The sequence below is a fragment of the Brevibacillus laterosporus genome (assembly GCA_007833815.1).
Taxonomy (GTDB): Bacteria; Bacillota; Bacilli; order Brevibacillales; family Brevibacillaceae; genus Brevibacillus_B; species Brevibacillus_B laterosporus_D.
This window is the reverse complement of sequence record CP033464.1, coordinates 4,702,922-4,719,066: the sequence shown is the minus strand read 5'-3', so window position 1 is coordinate 4,719,066 and position 16,145 is coordinate 4,702,922. Positions and strand designations below refer to the sequence as shown.

Here is a 16,145-nt window from a genome sequence, read left to right as displayed (position 1 = left end):
GAGGTGTCTTTTGTGTTTGTAAACATCAAGAAAATGTCTCCGATGATCGGGACAGATATCCCTTTACCGCACTACGCAACGGAAGGTTCTGCTGGACTCGATCTAGCAGCGTGCATTGAACAGGAAATTACGATTGCTCCGGGTGAACGTGCCAAGGTTCCTACAGGGATCGCTTTGCAAATGCCCGATGCGAGTATGGTAGGTTTGGTCTTCCCACGTAGCGGAAACGCTTTTAAATACGGGATATCGTTGACGAATGCCGTCGGTGTTATTGATAGTGATTATACTGGTGAAATTCAAGTGCTGTTGCAGAATTTGGATACAACTGAGCCCTTTGTTGTTAGAAAAGGCGACCGTGTTGCCCAATTACTCTTTATGCCTGTGACTCAAGCACGTTTAGCGATCGTGGACGAGTTGGAGAAGACAGAGCGTGGCGCAGGTGGATTTGGATCTACTGGTAAATAAGTGAAATAATGAGAGGCTTCTCCTAAGTCGTTGTACAAGGACTTAGGTAGAAGTCTCTTTTCGCTTTTATTTCCAAATAGTAGTTAGAAAGTTGTCTTTTTCTACTTTTTGGATGTATAAACCGGTCAACATTTTCGTATATCTGCTGTGAGTGGACAAACAAAGGGGGAAGCAAGATGCGATTAAGCGAGTTCAGTGGAAAAGAGATCATTGATGTTGATTTTGGTGAAAAACGTGGGGTAGTAGCCCAGTCCGATATGGAAATTAATCCAATAAATGGAGATATTACTGCTATTGTTGTTTCAAATAGCACCTTATTTGGAATAGGAAAGAAAAAGGCTGACGTCATCATTCCTTGGAAGTCTATAGTACAAATCGGTCCTGATATGATTATTGTACAGTTGCAACCTACATAAAACTAATTCTAGCAGTAAACTCCAGTAACGAAACGATGGGTATTCGAATAGGATGACGGTAGATTAACCAAGTGCACGAAACCTACCACGACGTGAGCGAAAACAACGATCCGTCAACTATTTTACATTTTCCAAAGGGCTTGGAAAAATTCTTTGCGTTTCCAGGTTTTCTTGCGTAAAATGTTTGGAAAGGGGAACACGGCATGCTAACGGGAAAACATGTTGCTTTTGTTGGCGGTGATGCTCGTCAACTGGAAGTCATCAAAAAGTGCATTCAGCTGGACGCCACAGTTACTCTTATCGGATTTGATAATCTGGAGAGTAGCTTTACAGGAGCAACGAAAAAACCATTAACATGCGATGTGTTAAAAGATGTAGATGCCCTGATCCTACCTATCGTCGGTACGGATGACAAAGGAATGATTGAAAGCATTTTTTCTACAAAAAGCATACAGCTCTCTGATGAGCATGTCGAAGCTTTACCAGAAAAATGCGTCGTCTATACCGGGATGGCGAAGCCTTATCTGAGAGAACTATTAAAAACGTACAGCGTTCCGCTAAAAGAGCTGTTGAATCGTGACGATGTGGCTATCTATAATTCCATTCCTACTGTGGAAGGTGCATTGATGGTAGCGATCCAAAACACTGATATTACGATTCACGGCTCTGAGGTGATTGTTCTCGGATTAGGTCGAGTAGGAATGTCATTAGCTAGAGCTTTGCATGCGTTGGGAGCACATGTTAAAGTGGGGGCAAAACGTCCGGAGCACATAGCACGTAGTAATGAGATGGGCATAGATGCCTTTGATCTCGATGATTTTAAGTTGTATGTATCAAAAGTGGACATTATTTTTAACACCATCCCGCATTTGATTATTACATCGGACATCATAGCACTGATGCCGCAGACTGCTTTTATCCTAGATATTGCTTCTAAGCCGGGTGGAACCGATTTTCGTTATGCAGAACGCCGCGGAATTAAAGCGATCCTTGCCCCAAGCCTTCCTGGAATTGTTGCACCGAAAACAGCCGGGCAAATTATAGCCAATACATTAGCACGACTACTATCGGAGCAAATTGACAACCAGGAGGGATCATCATGAGCGATCTGAAAGGGAAAACGGTCGGATTTGGGTTAACGGGTTCCCATTGCACATTGGAAGAAACCATGCCGCAAATTCAGAGTTTAGTAGATGCGGGAGCACGTGTTGTACCCGTAGCGAGCCATACCGTTATGACAACTGATACTCGGTTTGGAACGACTAACCATTGGCAGAACCAATTAAAACAGATCACAGGCGAAGAGATTATCACCACCGTTCCTGATGCAGAACCGCTTGGACCTTCCAAGCTGTTTGACGTTATGGTGATTGCTCCATGCACAGGTAACACCACGAGCCGATTGGCGAATGCACTCACAGACAGCCCTGTTTTAATGGCTGCAAAAGCAACATTACGTAACTTACACCCAGTCGTCTTGGCGATTTCAACCAACGATGGACTTGGTTTAAATGCAGCAAATATTGCTAAACTTCTAGCCACCAAAAATATTTATTTTGTTCCGTTTGGGCAGGATGCACCTGACAAAAAACCAAACTCGCTGGTAGCACGAATGGATCTCATTAAAGAAACGTGTGAGCTAGCTTTACAACATCGTCAGTTGCAGCCTTTGCTTATAGAAAGATTCCATTATTGATGCAGCTAACAGGCTCTTAGGAGGAGAAAAAGATGGGGAACCAACTGAAGGTAAATGTCGCAGTCGTGGGAGCGACAGGAGCAGTAGGACAGCAAATGATTCAACTTTTGGAGAAAAGAAATTTTCCAATCGATCAATTAAAGTTACTAGCTTCAAAAAGATCGGCTGGTCAAAAGGTGCTGTTTAAAGGTCAAGAAGTGACAATTGAAGAAGCAACACCTGAAAGCTTTGTCGGTGTACATTTTGCGCTTTTTAGTGCAGGCGGAGCAATAAGTAAGGAATTGGCTCCACACGCTGTACGTCACGGAGCAGTTGTCATTGATAATACCAGCGCTTATCGAATGGATCCAGAAGTCCCATTGGTTGTGCCTGAAGTGAACATGGATGCGGCACGTAAGCACAATGGAATCATTGCAAATCCTAATTGCTCTACCATTCAGATGGTTGCAGCATTGAAGCCTCTTTATGACCGTTATGGAATAGATCGAATTATTGTTTCTACTTATCAAGCCGTATCTGGTGCGGGTGCTCAAGCGATTAATGAGCTGTTGACTCAAACCAGGGACATTCTAGATGGAAAAGAGCCGGAAGCTAAAGTACTACCGGTATCCAAACTTCCTGTTCATCATCAGATTGCCTTTAATGCGATTCCGCAAATTGATGTTTTCACAGACAATGGATTTACGTATGAAGAGATGAAGATGATTAACGAAACAAAGAAAATATTGGGTGACGATCAAGTTTTAATTGCGGCTACTTGCGTGCGTATTCCGGTAGTAAAAGGTCACAGTGAGTCCGTTTATGTCGAGTTTAAAAATGACTATGAACTGGAAGAAGTGAAATCTTTACTAGCACATGCACCTGGTATTGTGCTTGTCGATTCCCCTGAAGAACAAAAATATCCATTGGCTACCGATTCTGCGGATAAGCTTGAAGTTTTTGTCGGTCGTGTTCGCCGAGATTTAACGCATCCACGAGGCATCCATATGTGGGTTGTATCTGACAATCTATTAAAGGGTGCTGCTTGGAACACCGTACAAATTGCCGAGGAGCTTATCAAGGCCAACAGCTAGGAGAGAGGTATCATGAAAATACTTGTCCAAAAGTTCGGCGGTTCATCCTTAACAACGGAGGATCATCGTAATCGGGCAATTGGCCACATTGAAAAAGCACTGGCGGAAGGCTTTTCCTTGGTAATAGTAGTGTCAGCGATGGGGCGTAAGGGTGATCCTTACGCCACTGACACGCTATTACAATTGATCCGTCAAAATGGGGACAGCCTACGGGCGCGCGAAAACGACCTGTTATTGCACACAGGAGAGATTATTTCCGCTTGCGTCATGTCCAGTATGCTAAATGAGCGAGGCATCGAGTCTACTATTTTAACGGGTGGGCAAGCTAATATCATTACGACTGACGATTTTAGTAATGCCCAAATTCTAACAATTGAACCTGATCGTATTCAACAAGAGCTTGAGCGTGGGCGTGTTGTTATTGTTCCGGGGTTCCAAGGCCGTACGGAAGATTGGCAGGTAACGACTTTGGGCCGTGGAGGTAGCGATACGACAGCAACAGCCCTTGGTGTTGCCCTACAAGCTGAAATGGTTGATATCTTTACAGATGTAAATGGCATTATGACGGCCGATCCACGGATTGTAGATGAGGCAAAATCACTTCATACCGTTACGTACACAGAGATTTGTAACATGGCGCACTTGGGGGCTAAGGTTATTCACCCACGCGCTGTGGAAATTGCTATGCAAACAAATATTCCAATTCGAGTACGTTCCACGTTCTCAGATGATCCAGGAACACTAGTTACCAGTCTGCATGAGTTAGGTCGTTTTAATGAATCATTTAGTGACCGACTCGTAGTGGGAATTGCCCATGTTCCCAATATTACACAGATCAAGGTGTTCTCTAAAGAAGGACAATATGATACACAGCTTCAGGTCTTTAAAGCGATGGCTCAAAATAATATTAGTGTCGATTTTATTAATGTAAATCCTCTAGGCGTAGCCTATACGGTACACGACCACATGGCTGAAAAAGCGGCTTCTATCTTAGCTGACATGGGATATGATCCTCAACTGATGGCTCACTGCGCAAAGGTATCAGTTATTGGTGCTGGTATTGCAGGAGTGCCTGGTGTCATGGCTCATATTGTAGAAGCACTTACTAATGAGGAAATACAGATTCTACAATCTGCAGACTCACATACCACTATTTGGGTGCTAGTAAATGACGAGGATATGGTTAGAGCTGTGCGCGCATTGCACCAGCAGTTTGACTTGTCTAATGCCCGCCTATAAATAGAAAAAAAGATATAGAGCCTAAAAGGAAAGTGGAAGATAGAGGAGAGATGAAACGTGGCCATTTTTGGACGTATTGTGACTGCGATGGTAACACCTTTTAATGATGAGGGGCAGATTGATTGGGATCGTACAGAAAAACTAATTGACTACCTAATTGCCACAGGCTCAGATGCACTAGTGGTAAGTGGTACAACTGGAGAATCACCAACACTCTCTAAACAGGAGAAGCTGGATTTATTTTCTTTTAGCGTAAAAAAAGCCAAAGGTAGGGTTAAAGTAATTGCTGGCACAGGTTGTAATGATACAGAAGCAAGCATTACCTTTACTAAAGAAGCGGCAAAAACGGGTGTAGATGCTATAATGCTGGTAGCGCCTTATTATAGTCGCACATCACAAGAGGGGTTATACCAACATTTCAAGGTGATTAGTGAAGCGGTAGAGTTGCCAATCATGTTGTACAATGTACCTGGACGAACAGGTGTTAACATGACGGCAGAGACAACATTGCGCCTTGCAGAGCTACCGAATGTTGTGTGCATCAAAGAAGCATCTGGTAACCTTACGCAGATGGCACAGATCATAGAGCATGCACCTCAAGGTTTTGAGCTATACAGTGGTGATGATGGATTGACTGTACCGGTGCTTTCTATCGGTGGCGTTGGTGTAGTAAGTGTAACAAGCCATGTGATTGGACTTGAGATGAAAGAGATGGTGGATGCATTCTATAATGGAGATGCTTCTAGAGCAGCGGCTCTTCATCGTAAGCTAGTTCCTATTTTTGAAGGAGCATTTAAATACCCAAATCCGACACCAATTAAAGCTGCATTGAACAGAAAAGGGATTGAGGTAGGCGGTGTTCGTTTACCGCTTGTGGATTTGACCGAAGAAGAAGCTGCCTATACAAATGAATGGTTATAGGTTGTTGATGCTACGTAATCACATCATCAAGTTGAATACTTCTGTTTATACGGTGTTATCTAAAATAAATCGTTGGGTACGTCACTTTCTGAGCGACTACCCAGCGATTTTCATTTTTATTAAAGAAAAAGTGATGTTGAGTTTATGGCCTTTTACTCGTTACATATCAGTTCTTTGAGGTAGCTCAGAACCCTTGTCGGATGTGCTTAGTTACGCCCTTTGTCCCATATCTTTACAAATATATGATGAGGGGAAATCTAAGAAAAACGTGCAAACCCTTGCCATTGCTGGGTCAATAACACTTAGATAAATTTCTATATATGCTTTTCTTACTTGTATTCCTGTTTTTAATTCGGATATAATAGGGATAAGCGATTTGGGGCGGTTTAATTTGAGGAGTAATTTGACAACTAAATATAGGAGGTACATTCATTGTCTAAGTTGAATCAAAATGTTCTTATTTTCGCCCTGGGCGGAGTTGGCGAAATCGGTAAGAACATGTACGTAGTAGAGACCGATGATGACATCGTCGTTATTGACGCTGGTCTTAAATTTCCAGAGGAGGAAATGTTGGGGATCGACATGGTAATTCCCGATATTACCTATCTGGAAGAAAATCGTGATAAAGTACGCGGAATTATCATTACACATGGACATGAAGATCATATTGGAGGACTAAGTTACGTATTGCGTCACCTTAATGTGCCGGTATATGCAACAAAGTTAACGTTAGGTCTGATTGATGTTAAATTGAAAGAAGCGGGCATTCTAAACACAACCACTCGTCATTTGATCCATAGTGATTCTGAAGTAAATCTCGGGAGCACATTAACAGCGACGTTTTTTCGAGTAAATCATAGTATTCCTGATTCAGTAGGTGTATGCTTAGCAACCCCTGAAGGTTATGTCGTCCATACCGGAGATTTTAAGTTTGATCAAACCCCCGTAAACAATCAAAGAGCTGATCTCGGAAAAATGGCGGAAATTGGGGAACGAGGAGTACTATGCCTGTTATCAGACAGTACGAACTCAGAACGTCCAGGCTTTACTGGATCTGAAAGTTCAGTAGGCAGAGCGTTAAAAGAAGTCTTCCATAAGGCAGAAGGTCGAATTATCGTTTCTACCTTTGCATCGAATGTTCATCGTATCCAGCAAGTTTTTGATGCTGCTGTTCAATACAACCGTAAAGTAACTCTAGTAGGACGCAGTATGATTAACGTAATTACCATAAGTATGGATCTAGGATATTTACACGTACCTGAAGGGGTTATTGTAGATATCGATGAAAGTAATAAACTACCATTGGAACAAGTAGTTATTTTGTCAACAGGAAGTCAGGGAGAGCCTATGTCAGCGCTTACCCGCATTGCCCGATCCGCCCATCGGAAAATTGACATGATGCCTGGTGACACAGTGATCATTGCAGCAACACCAATTCCAGGGAACGAAAAATACGTTTCCCGCACCATCGATCAATTATGTCGAGCAGGCGCAGAAGTCATTTACGGAGGACATGGGCCAAATGGTACCGTTCACGTATCTGGACATGGAAGTCAGGAAGAGCTACGTTTAATGCTTAACCTAATGAAACCTGAATACTTTATCCCAATTCACGGGGAGTATCGCATGCAGCGTATGCATGCAATACTTGCTGAACAGGTGGGCGTTCCATCTGAGAATATCTTCTTACTTGATAATGGAGATACCGTCGAGATTGCAAAGGGTAAGGCAAGATACGGTCCTAAAGTGCATGCAGGCAACGTTCTAATTGACGGACTTGGCGTAGGCGATGTAGGTAACATTGTTCTACGTGATCGCAAATTATTATCCCAAGATGGAATTCTGGTTGTTGTCGTTACCCTCAGTAAACAACACGGTACGATCGTGTCTGGACCCGATATCATCTCTCGAGGCTTCGTTTATGTACGTGAGTCAGAAGAATTGATGGAAGAGGCAAATCGTATTGTAGCCCAAACTCTGCAAAAATGTATGGATGAGAAAGTAAATGAATGGTCATCGCTTAAGAATAATGTAAAAGATACGCTCGGTCGTTATCTATACGAACAGACGCGCAGAAGACCAATGATTTTACCTATTATCATGGAAGTGTAATTCCAAACGTGGTTTTAGAGAGTCGGAAATCCTTGTATATCAAGGGTTTTCGGCTTTTCGTTTTTGGCTGAAAAGACGTTTTGACAGCTTTTTGACAGCCTTTATTATACTAAAGTGATGTTTTTTGGGATTTTCACCAATCTGTAGGAGTAGGGTAGCATGTGTGTGGCGGAGGTCATGAAAGCGAATAGCAGGAACTTCAGCAAACTGGCAGGCAACTTTAAAATGACATACCCTTGTTCCTGATACAAAAAGACGCGTTAATTCTAGGCGAAGAGTTAGCTCTTTTGAGACTCGACATCATCCAATTGAAAGAAGGCAGCCAATAGTGCGATTTTGGTCACTCGCGTATAGATGCAATTGGATTACTGCTGAAAAACTACGTGGAGCGGTAAAGACAGACGATTACCGATTTGGTGAGATAACGCCAGAGGAATACAAATAAATCACAGGAATAGATTTTTGGCGTCTTTTCCAATCGGAGAGGCGTTTTTTCATGGGGAGCTACGGCTCCCTATTTTATTTACCCCAAGGGGGTGAGGAGGAGAGGGGAAGCATGGAAGAAATGATTTACAAGGCAGTGGTATCCCAAGGACCGTTTGTGGCTTTGTTTGTATGGCTGCTGTTTTCTACGAAAAAAGAAGGAAGAGACCGCGAAACCCGATTGGTTAAACAAGCTCAGACACGCGAAGAAAAACTCATGGAACATAATGAACGGATGGTTATTCATTTGGAGCGTAATACAGCTACATTGCAACAGATTGAGCGCAGTTTAAATGGGCTAGAGAACGATATTCATGAACTAAAAGAAAAGGTGGGATAATGATGATAGAGATCGGTTTAGTGATTGCAGTAGTAATGGCGGCAGGAGCTTGGTTGAAAACGAGAAAATGGTATCCAAATGATTACATTCCACTGGCTATCGTCTTTATGGCGGTAGCTTTTAATTTGTGCAATGCGCTTCTATTCGGCGGAGATTATCTTGAGGCTGGCAAGTTAGCGTTCATTGAAGCAACGGCTGCTATTGGGATCCATTCAGGAATTAAAAATTCGTTTCAGAAGGGAGATGTGAAGTAATGAAACCACAGGATTTTAAAGATAAGATTGCACCTGGCGCTGTAGCTGACATGAAGAAAAAGGGATACCTGCATCTCTTACAATCGCTCAGGCTATTCTTGAATCAGCTTGGGGAGAATCTATTGCAGATCATTCTAAGCTAATTCTAAACGGCACGAGAGACAAGCCTACACGTTATCACGGCGTGCTAGGTGTTGATTATAAATACGGGATAATCTAGGTTTTTGGGGTAGAATTCATCCCAAGACAAAAAAGCATCGGTTTAACGTCATTGCCAATGATCGGCTCACTCCTAGAGACTATCAGCGGTTTACTTTCCAATGGCTCCGAGAAGCGTACAGGGTGCTCAAACCTGGTAGACACATTTATGTTTTCATAGATTGGAGCATGTATCCCCTCTTATATTTGTGGATGCAACGCGTAGGTTTTGTCATAAAAAACTGTGTGGTCTGGAACAAAGTACACATGGGAATGGGATATCAATATCGATATCAACACGAATTTATCGTATTTGCAGTTAAAGGGAAAAGCAAAGAACGTCGTATCCCTAATCGACGAATAACAGACATCTGGCCAATACCAAAAGTAGCAGGACAAAGAATGATTCATCCCACTGAGAAGCCAGCTAAGCTCATGGAGGATATTATTATAAACAGTAGCCAGGAAGGTGAAACGGTAGCGGATTTCTTCTTAGGTTCAGGTCCAGTGGTTGAAGCAGCATACAAGCTTGTCAGAAATGTAACTGGATTTGAAAGCGATGAAACCTACTTTAATTTAGCAAGACAAAGATAACGCGATATCCCTCTGACGGTTTTGATTCCGTTAGAAGGCTATTTTTGTTTCTGTGGAATTAATGGTAATCTGGCAATTCTATTCTTTTCTTTGTTCAACTATTAATTTAATAGTGAAAACCAAAATTAAAGTAATAACAAAAAAATTGTTTGCATTTTCCATCGATATTTGTTGCCAAACTAAAATTGAAACAAGAAGCAAAGAGAAAACAATGTATGCTATGTTTTTGGAAAACATAGATTTTAACAGGATTGAACCTCTCGTGGCTTTAGCCATGAGAGGTTCAATCAATTGCTCCCTTATTAACAAGTATTTCTATTAATTTCTGATCATTGTATCCTTTTGCAATTGTAAGGGGTGATCCTTCGTAATAGTCTTTTATATTTGGATCTGCATTGTTATCAAGTAATAAATTTCCTATTTCATAGTTCTTTTCAAGTGCAGCATAATAGAGAGCTGTTCTGCCATCAGTATTTGTAACATTCGGATTAATATTATGAACAATAAAAAATTCAACCTTAATTAGATCACCATCTCTTGCAGCTTTTAGAAACTCTTTTGGATTAAATACATCATCGTATTGGTCATTGTAAGTAATATGTTCTTTTGGAGAATTATCGATAATTAATGCACTCCCCGCGATTACAATGAGAAAAAGTATTAACCAAACTATCCTCTTCATTCTAAGACACCTCGGTTTAGTAGGACATATATAACTAAAGATATCATATCTGTTCACATTTTATCTAGTCGAGAAACTATTTTAAAAAACCTGTTACACCATTAAAAATGTAACAGGTTTTTCTTATGGGTTTGACCTAATAAATACGAATCAAAAAACAATTATTTCCACCAACCTCCATCATTACTTTTCTGTAATCTGAACTTGAAACTTTCTTCTCTGCTAAAATTAGGAAAGGTTTTGCTTGCTTAAATGCATCATCTTTATCCTTAATATATGAATAGTATCTACCAAACTCATTGTTATTCCAATCCATTACATTTGCATCATCAACATACCGTTTAAAGTCAGAAAACGAGCTTATTTTCTTTTTTTTCATTTTCGGAAGTTCGTTTAGAGTATCAGCAAAAGCCGCACTTATGGCAGCATTGCTACTCATGCCCATTTTTATTAACGTCGACAAACTTTCTCCGTAGTAATCTAGTGCATCATTTCGAAGGAGTAAACCCCATTCATGATTGGTTGTTGCTACCCGGGTTTTAACTTTTCCTAAACGGCTATCATTAACGGATAGATAATTCCACAGAAAATGTCTATATGCGTCCTCTAATTGAGAATCATTTTTGTAGTATTTTTTTGCAGTATCTTTTGCCTCGTCTCCATATTCTTTAATTCTTTTCATGTCTCTTAAGCCCAAACCTTCATCCTCATTTAGAAAAGCCTCAATTACATTACCTTGTCTTAATGCTATTTGATTATCATCATAACTTATCAAGGATAATATTTCTGGCTCTGCTTCATCTTCATTAAACACATCTTTATATTCTTCGTAGAATTCAAGGGCTTCCTTTTGCTCAGCTGTTAATTCAAAATTATTAACCACTTCTGATGATACGGCGTTTATGTTTTCCTCAGCATGAACTGGAATAGTTGTTGATCCAATTGCTAGGATTAGAGCTACGGCGCTTGATGTAAGTATTGTTTTGTTCATGATTCAAACTCTTTTTGGTATATATTTCTTATTTTAAAGAAATGTACCATAAATTACAAAATAATTATACTTTAATGATTCGACAAAATATCACAATCTCCACAAATATAATCTTTAGGAGGGCTTGCTCATGTTTGATAATGGCTATGTAATTTTACCCATTGCATAATCTCCTTATCATCAAACAAAATAAGAACGCGCATTCGTATTTAAGGAGATGTTTTGATGGCTAGTAAAATTCTTGATCCACTTGTAACGAAATTTATTTTGCCAGAGCATGCTGAGATGCTACGCCAGCTTCACGAGGATAAGAAACTGATCGAGAAGCCGATCATTGAAGAGGATGAGTTAGCCGAGTTTTGTTACCGGATATCTGACTCCCGACAGTATGATTATGCTCTTACAATCAATTGGTGGAAAGCAATCAAGGGAGATTGAGGAGTAATTGAAACGGCATGGGTATGGAATCCTAGCCCTAGCAGTACCTCTTAGATTACATACAGTGTATTGCCTGTGGGAACAGGGATACATAGACACCCCATCGATAAGATTTATGATGGGGTTGTTTATGTTATTGTTTAGTATCTTCAACTGAGTTTATTGCTATATTGAAAAACGTGACATTATTCTAACGAAAGAGCTTGTTATTGACTTAGAGTTAATTTATTTATTCCTTTGAATTTTAATATTGCTGAGACTAAATATAGAAAACAAAACAAAGCAAACCATATACCCGTACTAGAAAACATATAGTAGATGCTCAATGGTAGTGACCAAACGAAGGAAATAATTATTACTGGAGGAGAAACGAATGAGGTTACTAATCCAAAAATAGCAGGAAATAATATAAAAAACAGAAATACTAAGAATAGTCCTTTTATTGTTTGATCGCGAATTATTGCGGCATACCATAAATAAATGTTCATTATTGAAGAAATAAAGCCACATAAAAAGCCAAATAGTAAATAAGAATTTCTTTTCATGCTATTCACCTCTTGTAATTTTATAGACGATATATTGAAATGTTTGTTATAATACAAACAAATTAATTATATGTTTATAATTGTATGGTGATATCAGCTTTTTTTAATATGTCGTTGGCAAAATAATGTAAGGTTAAAAATAGCTGTTCTATTGTTGCACTGTTTATGATCATCATAGACAACTTTACTTTCTTTAATCAAAAAAACATATCGAACAATATTTATTGGAGGGAAAACAAATGGCACGAGCACTTTACATCAGTATGCTTGGGGAAGGTCATGTAAATCCAACGTTGGGGTTAGTTAGCGATTTAGTAAAACGTGGGGAACAGATTGTCTATTATTCATCAAATAAATTTCAGGAGAAAATTGAAAAAACAGGTGCTACGTTTCGCCCCATTAATCAAGAAGCACAGAGAAAGCTTCAAGAGAGCAGTCATCTTTTGAACTCACAGCCAGAAGAATATTTACTACAATTTCTGAGTGCATTGGAGATGATAACGGATTCTGTTTTGGATGAAATCTCCAAAGAAACGTATGATTATATTTTATATGATGCTCAATCGTTAACAGGACAATGGGTTGCTCATCAATGTAGGTTATTATCTATTGCCACTTGGACCACGTTTGCCTTCTCACAAGACCCACAAGTAAACATGGAACTTACAGGAACAAGTGATATGAAACGGAAACAAGAACGGTTGGCCATGATACAAGCGTTTTTACGATTGGAAGAAATAGAAAAACGCAAAAAACACTTAGAAAATAAGTATGAAGTTCCGTTACCCGGAAACTTTTTGCTCAGTCCAGGCTCAGGTGATCTAAATATTGTTTTCACTTCTTCTTATTTTCAGAGAAATAGCCAGAATTTCAAGGATAACTATATTTTTGTAGGTCCGTCAATTACTGAAAGTAGTAACCTAGGGGATTTTCCAATTGATTCACTAAAAGAAAAGTGTGTTATTTTCATCTCTATGGGAACAATCGTATCCAAACAATCTGATCTTTATCAAAAATGCTTCGAAGCTTTAAAAGACTTGGATGTTAAAGTGGTACTTAGTATAGGGCGGGAACTAACCGTGGAACAACTGGGAGATGTACCAGATAACTTTATTGTTCGCAATTATGTCCCTCAATTGGATGTACTCCGTCAAACGGATGTTTTTATAAGCCATTGTGGAATGAATAGTACAAGTGAATCACTTTATTTTGAAGTGCCTTTAGTTATGCTCCCAATGATAAATGATCAACCTATGGTGGCTCATCGAGTAAAAGAACTTGGTGCAGGGACTATGTTAAATATCAAGCAGCTATCTTGCGAGGATTTAAAACAAGCTGTTAACGAAGTTTTGCAAAATCCGGTTTATAAGGAAAAAGCAAAAATAATTAGTCAATCATTCCGTGATGCAGGAGGGTATGACAAAGCATCTGATGAAGTTTTGAAATTTACTCGTTTGATCCAAAACATTTGATCTATGTAAATATTTAAGGCATGAAGATAGTCCAGGCATTTCAACTTAGAGGGGCATAAAATATATTGCCTGTAGGAACAGGGATACAGCAAAAACGATCTGTCAATTAATCGTTGACGGGTCGTTTTGTATATCCATGGGATCTGAAGCAACAAAGGAGAAGAGAGAAAATGAAAATCCATATGATTTCTCTCTTGATTACAGCGTAACCTATAAATCAAAACGGTCTAATGAGCGTTGTCTTTGATCGTACACGTATACAGGTGGCACGCACGGTATGGTGGATCGGATTGCTTATACTATCGATATCAATAATTTCTCCTTTTCTTTATCTTCTTTTATAGATGAGCCATCGGCACTTAAACCATGATTTTTACCTGCTTATCTTACAAAAATGTAATATTGATGAAAGGCTATTCAATGTTACATTGGGTAAAACTCCCTTATACTGATAGTATGAGAATCAGAATAGAGGAGAATGAAAATGAAAAAGGTAATTATCGGGATTTTAGTCTTCTTATTAATTTTGGTTGGAATGTTCTTTCTTATGAAGGACAATCTTTTTAAAAAAATAGGGGCAGACATCTACTATGTGCAAATCATTGGAGAAGGTAAAAACTTGACAGGTACTCATCTGTACGAATATACACTAACCGGTTACGATAAAAATGGATTGGAAAAAAAGATTACATTTAATGGACTAAAACAATTACGACAAGAAGCGTATCTTGAAGTGTATGTTAAGAGTGGTGAGGCTGATGAAGTAGTTACCTATAACGAGGTACAAAAAGCAGATATCCCTGCAAAAGCAAATGAAAAGCTAAAATAATAACGTCTGGGAAATCCAATAAAAATCGATAAAACACTCCTTTCTTGTGGGAATTGGCAGATCTTCTTTACTTGCCAAAAGATCACGGATAGGAGTGTTTTTTTAAAATCATGGCTGGTATTTCCAACAATGCATGATTTCGGTATGGCTTACCCATACTAAAATTAGCATAAAGGAGGTCGTAAGCCAGATGAATTCTAAGGATTATTTACGTAAACCGCCATTTTCAATGAATAGTAATAAAAATGAGGAGAGTCCACAAACGCCCCAAATACAGCCAGAACGCTCCCGCGCGCAAGAACAACCAGAGATAACACCACCTCAGCAAGAACCTTCAGAGGAAGCTAAAAAACGCCTAATAGAAAATATTACACAACTGGGTCAGACTAACGTACCTCAATTGGAAAGCAATATATACTGCCTAACGATTATCGGGCAGGTAGAGGGTCATATTCAATTACCTCCTCAAAATAAAACAACCAAATATGAACATATCATTCCTCAATTGGTGGCCGCAGAACAAAACCAAAAGATTGAGGGAGTTATGGTTATCTTAAATACAGTGGGTGGGGATGTTGAAGCAGGTCTTGCTCTCGCAGAAATGATTTCTTCACTATCCAAGCCTGTAGTTACCCTTGTATTAGGTGGAGGGCATTCTATTGGTGTACCAATATCTGTTGCAGGTGATTACTCCTATATTGCTGAGACAGCGACGATGACTATCCATCCTATCCGATTAACGGGTCTTGTCATTGGTGTACCGCAAACCTTCGAGTATCTGGACAAAATGCAAGATCGTGTTGTCTCGTTTGTTGCTCGTAATTCTGACATTACAGAGGAACAATTCCGTGATCTTATGCTACGGACAGGTGAACTAACTCGTGATATCGGCACTAATGTAATTGGATCTGATGCAGTCAAATATGGTTTAATTAATGAAGTTGGTGGACTTGGTAAAGCGTTAAAGAAACTAAATGAGCTCATTGAGGAAAAACGTAACCAAGAAGGTGTTCTTCAATGATTATTTACTCTGCTATGCCAATGGAAATCATTTTTGCTAATCAGGATCAGGTGGAGAAACAGCAAATCCAAGAAATCCAAATGGGTGAGGCGGTCATGTTAGTAGAGCCCATTAGTGCATATGAGGGTAAAATTATACGACTAATCAGCCCTAATCCACATGACTATGTAAATCCTGCATATGCACCTGGTCAAACACTTAAATTTCGTCCTTTTTTTGAATAATAAAGGTTTTTTGTTAGTGGTTTTGTATTTGTAACAATTTCCTGTGGTATACTAATTTGAGATAGCAAAAACAGCCGGACGAATCAACTCCGGCTGTTTTTGTTCCCTTAATGCAGGGATTTTCGCTGATAAAAGGGAATGTAACAAGGGGA

General features: G+C 39.6%; 19 protein-coding genes and 5 pseudogenes. 19 read left to right on the top strand and 5 right to left on the bottom strand.

Features of this window, described 5'->3' with window-relative positions:
• The first annotated feature begins 12 nt into the window (after positions 1-12).
• From EEL30_23250 to EEL30_23190, 13 genes and pseudogenes are all read left to right on the top strand, one after another.
• Positions 13-465: a dUTP diphosphatase gene (locus tag EEL30_23250; GenBank protein QDX94944.1), complete on the top strand. Its 453-nt coding sequence runs from the start codon at positions 13-15 to the stop codon at positions 463-465.
• 176 nt (positions 466-641) lie between these two features.
• Positions 642-881 carry a YlmC/YmxH family sporulation protein gene (locus EEL30_23245; GenBank protein ID QDX94943.1) on the top strand — a complete coding sequence of 80 codons (240 nt, stop codon included), beginning with the start codon at positions 642-644 and terminating at the stop codon, positions 879-881.
• 203 nt (positions 882-1,084) lie between these two features.
• A complete protein-coding gene (gene dpsA / locus EEL30_23240; protein QDX94942.1) occupies positions 1,085-1,984 on the top strand; it encodes a dipicolinate synthase subunit DpsA in 900 nt (299 codons plus the stop codon).
• Positions 1,981-2,577, top strand: coding sequence for a dipicolinate synthase subunit B (locus tag EEL30_23235; GenBank protein ID QDX94941.1), 597 nt, complete (start codon positions 1,981-1,983; stop codon positions 2,575-2,577). The genes dpsA and EEL30_23235 overlap by 4 nt, the downstream gene beginning before the upstream one ends.
• A gap of 32 nt (positions 2,578-2,609) precedes the next feature.
• Positions 2,610-3,650 (top strand): aspartate-semialdehyde dehydrogenase, encoded by a 1,041-nt coding sequence (locus tag EEL30_23230; protein QDX94940.1) that lies wholly within the window; start codon positions 2,610-2,612, stop codon positions 3,648-3,650.
• Positions 3,651-3,662: 12 nt separating this feature from the next.
• On the top strand, positions 3,663-4,889 hold the full coding sequence (dapG, locus tag EEL30_23225; GenBank protein QDX94939.1) for an aspartate kinase: 1,227 nt from the start codon (positions 3,663-3,665) through the stop codon (positions 4,887-4,889).
• Between the two features lie 57 nt (positions 4,890-4,946).
• Positions 4,947-5,810, top strand: a complete 864-nt coding sequence (gene dapA, locus EEL30_23220; GenBank protein ID QDX94938.1) for a 4-hydroxy-tetrahydrodipicolinate synthase — start codon at positions 4,947-4,949, stop codon at positions 5,808-5,810.
• A gap of 432 nt (positions 5,811-6,242) precedes the next feature.
• Positions 6,243-7,922, top strand: a complete 1,680-nt coding sequence (locus EEL30_23215) for a ribonuclease J (protein QDX94937.1) — start codon at positions 6,243-6,245, stop codon at positions 7,920-7,922.
• Between the two features lie 328 nt (positions 7,923-8,250).
• A complete protein-coding gene (locus EEL30_23210) occupies positions 8,251-8,367 on the top strand; it encodes an XkdX family protein (GenBank protein ID QDX94936.1) in 117 nt (38 codons plus the stop codon).
• Between the two features lie 111 nt (positions 8,368-8,478).
• A complete protein-coding gene (locus tag EEL30_23205) occupies positions 8,479-8,745 on the top strand; it encodes a bacteriocin uviB (protein QDX94935.1) in 267 nt (88 codons plus the stop codon).
• Positions 8,746-8,747: 2 nt separating this feature from the next.
• Positions 8,748-8,999: a hypothetical protein gene (locus tag EEL30_23200; GenBank protein QDX94934.1), complete on the top strand. Its 252-nt coding sequence runs from the start codon at positions 8,748-8,750 to the stop codon at positions 8,997-8,999.
• Positions 8,999-9,204: pseudogene (locus EEL30_23195) on the top strand (mannosyl-glycoprotein endo-beta-N-acetylglucosamidase). Before EEL30_23200 ends, EEL30_23195 begins: the two are co-directional and overlap by 1 nt.
• 8 nt (positions 9,205-9,212) lie before the next feature.
• Positions 9,213-9,791: pseudogene (locus tag EEL30_23190) on the top strand (site-specific DNA-methyltransferase).
• A gap of 78 nt (positions 9,792-9,869) precedes the next feature.
• Here the strand turns inward: EEL30_23190 and EEL30_23185 are convergent.
• The 3 genes and pseudogenes from EEL30_23185 to EEL30_23175 form a co-directional block, all read right to left on the bottom strand.
• Complete coding sequence (locus EEL30_23185; GenBank protein QDX94933.1) at positions 9,870-10,082, bottom strand: hypothetical protein; 213 nt, start codon at positions 10,080-10,082, stop codon at positions 9,870-9,872.
• A complete protein-coding gene (locus EEL30_23180) occupies positions 10,075-10,473 on the bottom strand; it encodes an ankyrin repeat domain-containing protein (protein QDX94932.1) in 399 nt (132 codons plus the stop codon). Before EEL30_23180 ends, EEL30_23185 begins: the two co-directional genes overlap by 8 nt.
• Before the next feature lie 161 nt (positions 10,474-10,634).
• Positions 10,635-11,464, bottom strand: a pseudogene (locus EEL30_23175) (hypothetical protein).
• A gap of 225 nt (positions 11,465-11,689) precedes the next feature.
• Between EEL30_23175 and EEL30_23170 the strand changes: the two are divergent.
• On the top strand, positions 11,690-11,902 hold the full coding sequence (locus tag EEL30_23170; GenBank protein ID QDX94931.1) for a hypothetical protein: 213 nt from the start codon (positions 11,690-11,692) through the stop codon (positions 11,900-11,902).
• Between the two features lie 206 nt (positions 11,903-12,108).
• Here the strand turns inward: EEL30_23170 and EEL30_23165 are convergent, their stop codons facing one another.
• A complete protein-coding gene (locus EEL30_23165; GenBank protein ID QDX94930.1) occupies positions 12,109-12,447 on the bottom strand; it encodes a hypothetical protein in 339 nt (112 codons plus the stop codon).
• 239 nt (positions 12,448-12,686) lie between these two features.
• On the opposite strand from EEL30_23165, the gene EEL30_23160 reads away from it, so the two are divergent.
• The 5 genes and pseudogenes from EEL30_23160 (at position 12,687) to EEL30_23140 (ending at position 15,993) form a co-directional block, all read left to right on the top strand.
• The gene (locus tag EEL30_23160) at positions 12,687-13,919 is read left to right on the top strand and encodes a glycosyl transferase (protein ID QDX94929.1); all 1,233 of its coding nucleotides are present in this window, start codon (positions 12,687-12,689) and stop codon (positions 13,917-13,919) included.
• 136 nt (positions 13,920-14,055) lie between these two features.
• Positions 14,056-14,229, top strand: a pseudogene (locus EEL30_23155) (DUF4163 domain-containing protein).
• A gap of 174 nt (positions 14,230-14,403) precedes the next feature.
• Positions 14,404-14,748: a YxeA family protein gene (locus EEL30_23150; GenBank protein ID QDX94928.1), complete on the top strand. Its 345-nt coding sequence runs from the start codon at positions 14,404-14,406 to the stop codon at positions 14,746-14,748.
• Positions 14,749-14,938: 190 nt separating this feature from the next.
• Positions 14,939-15,769 (top strand): ClpP family protease, encoded by an 831-nt coding sequence (locus EEL30_23145; GenBank protein ID QDX94927.1) that lies wholly within the window; start codon positions 14,939-14,941, stop codon positions 15,767-15,769.
• Positions 15,766-15,993, top strand: a complete 228-nt coding sequence (locus EEL30_23140; GenBank protein QDX94926.1) for a hypothetical protein — start codon at positions 15,766-15,768, stop codon at positions 15,991-15,993. Before EEL30_23145 ends, EEL30_23140 begins: the two co-directional genes overlap by 4 nt.
• Here the strand turns inward: EEL30_23140 and EEL30_23135 are convergent.
• Positions 15,960-16,140, bottom strand: a pseudogene (locus tag EEL30_23135) (hypothetical protein). The gene EEL30_23140 and the pseudogene EEL30_23135 overlap by 34 nt on opposite strands.
• Positions 16,141-16,145 lie beyond the last annotated feature (5 nt).

Bases quoted from the DNA above. Each gene is read 5' to 3' on its own strand.
- EEL30_23140 (QDX94926.1), top strand. From the start codon at position 15,766: ATGATTATTTACTCTGCTATGCCAATGGAAATCATTTTTGCTAATCAG.
- dpsA (QDX94942.1), top strand. From the start codon at position 1,085: ATGCTAACGGGAAAACATGTTGCTTTTGTTGGCGGTGATGCTCGTCAA.
- EEL30_23150 (QDX94928.1), top strand. From the start codon at position 14,404: ATGAAAAAGGTAATTATCGGGATTTTAGTCTTCTTATTAATTTTGGTT.
- dapG (QDX94939.1), top strand. From the start codon at position 3,663: ATGAAAATACTTGTCCAAAAGTTCGGCGGTTCATCCTTAACAACGGAG.
- EEL30_23180 (QDX94932.1), bottom strand. From the start codon at position 10,473: ATGAAGAGGATAGTTTGGTTAATACTTTTTCTCATTGTAATCGCGGGG.
- EEL30_23230 (QDX94940.1), top strand. From the start codon at position 2,610: ATGGGGAACCAACTGAAGGTAAATGTCGCAGTCGTGGGAGCGACAGGA.
- EEL30_23165 (QDX94930.1), bottom strand. From the start codon at position 12,447: ATGAAAAGAAATTCTTATTTACTATTTGGCTTTTTATGTGGCTTTATT.
- EEL30_23170 (QDX94931.1), top strand. From the start codon at position 11,690: ATGGCTAGTAAAATTCTTGATCCACTTGTAACGAAATTTATTTTGCCA.
- EEL30_23205 (QDX94935.1), top strand. From the start codon at position 8,479: ATGGAAGAAATGATTTACAAGGCAGTGGTATCCCAAGGACCGTTTGTG.
- EEL30_23245 (QDX94943.1), top strand. From the start codon at position 642: ATGCGATTAAGCGAGTTCAGTGGAAAAGAGATCATTGATGTTGATTTT.
- EEL30_23145 (QDX94927.1), top strand. From the start codon at position 14,939: ATGAATTCTAAGGATTATTTACGTAAACCGCCATTTTCAATGAATAGT.
- EEL30_23235 (QDX94941.1), top strand. From the start codon at position 1,981: ATGAGCGATCTGAAAGGGAAAACGGTCGGATTTGGGTTAACGGGTTCC.
- EEL30_23200 (QDX94934.1), top strand. From the start codon at position 8,748: ATGATAGAGATCGGTTTAGTGATTGCAGTAGTAATGGCGGCAGGAGCT.
- EEL30_23160 (QDX94929.1), top strand. From the start codon at position 12,687: ATGGCACGAGCACTTTACATCAGTATGCTTGGGGAAGGTCATGTAAAT.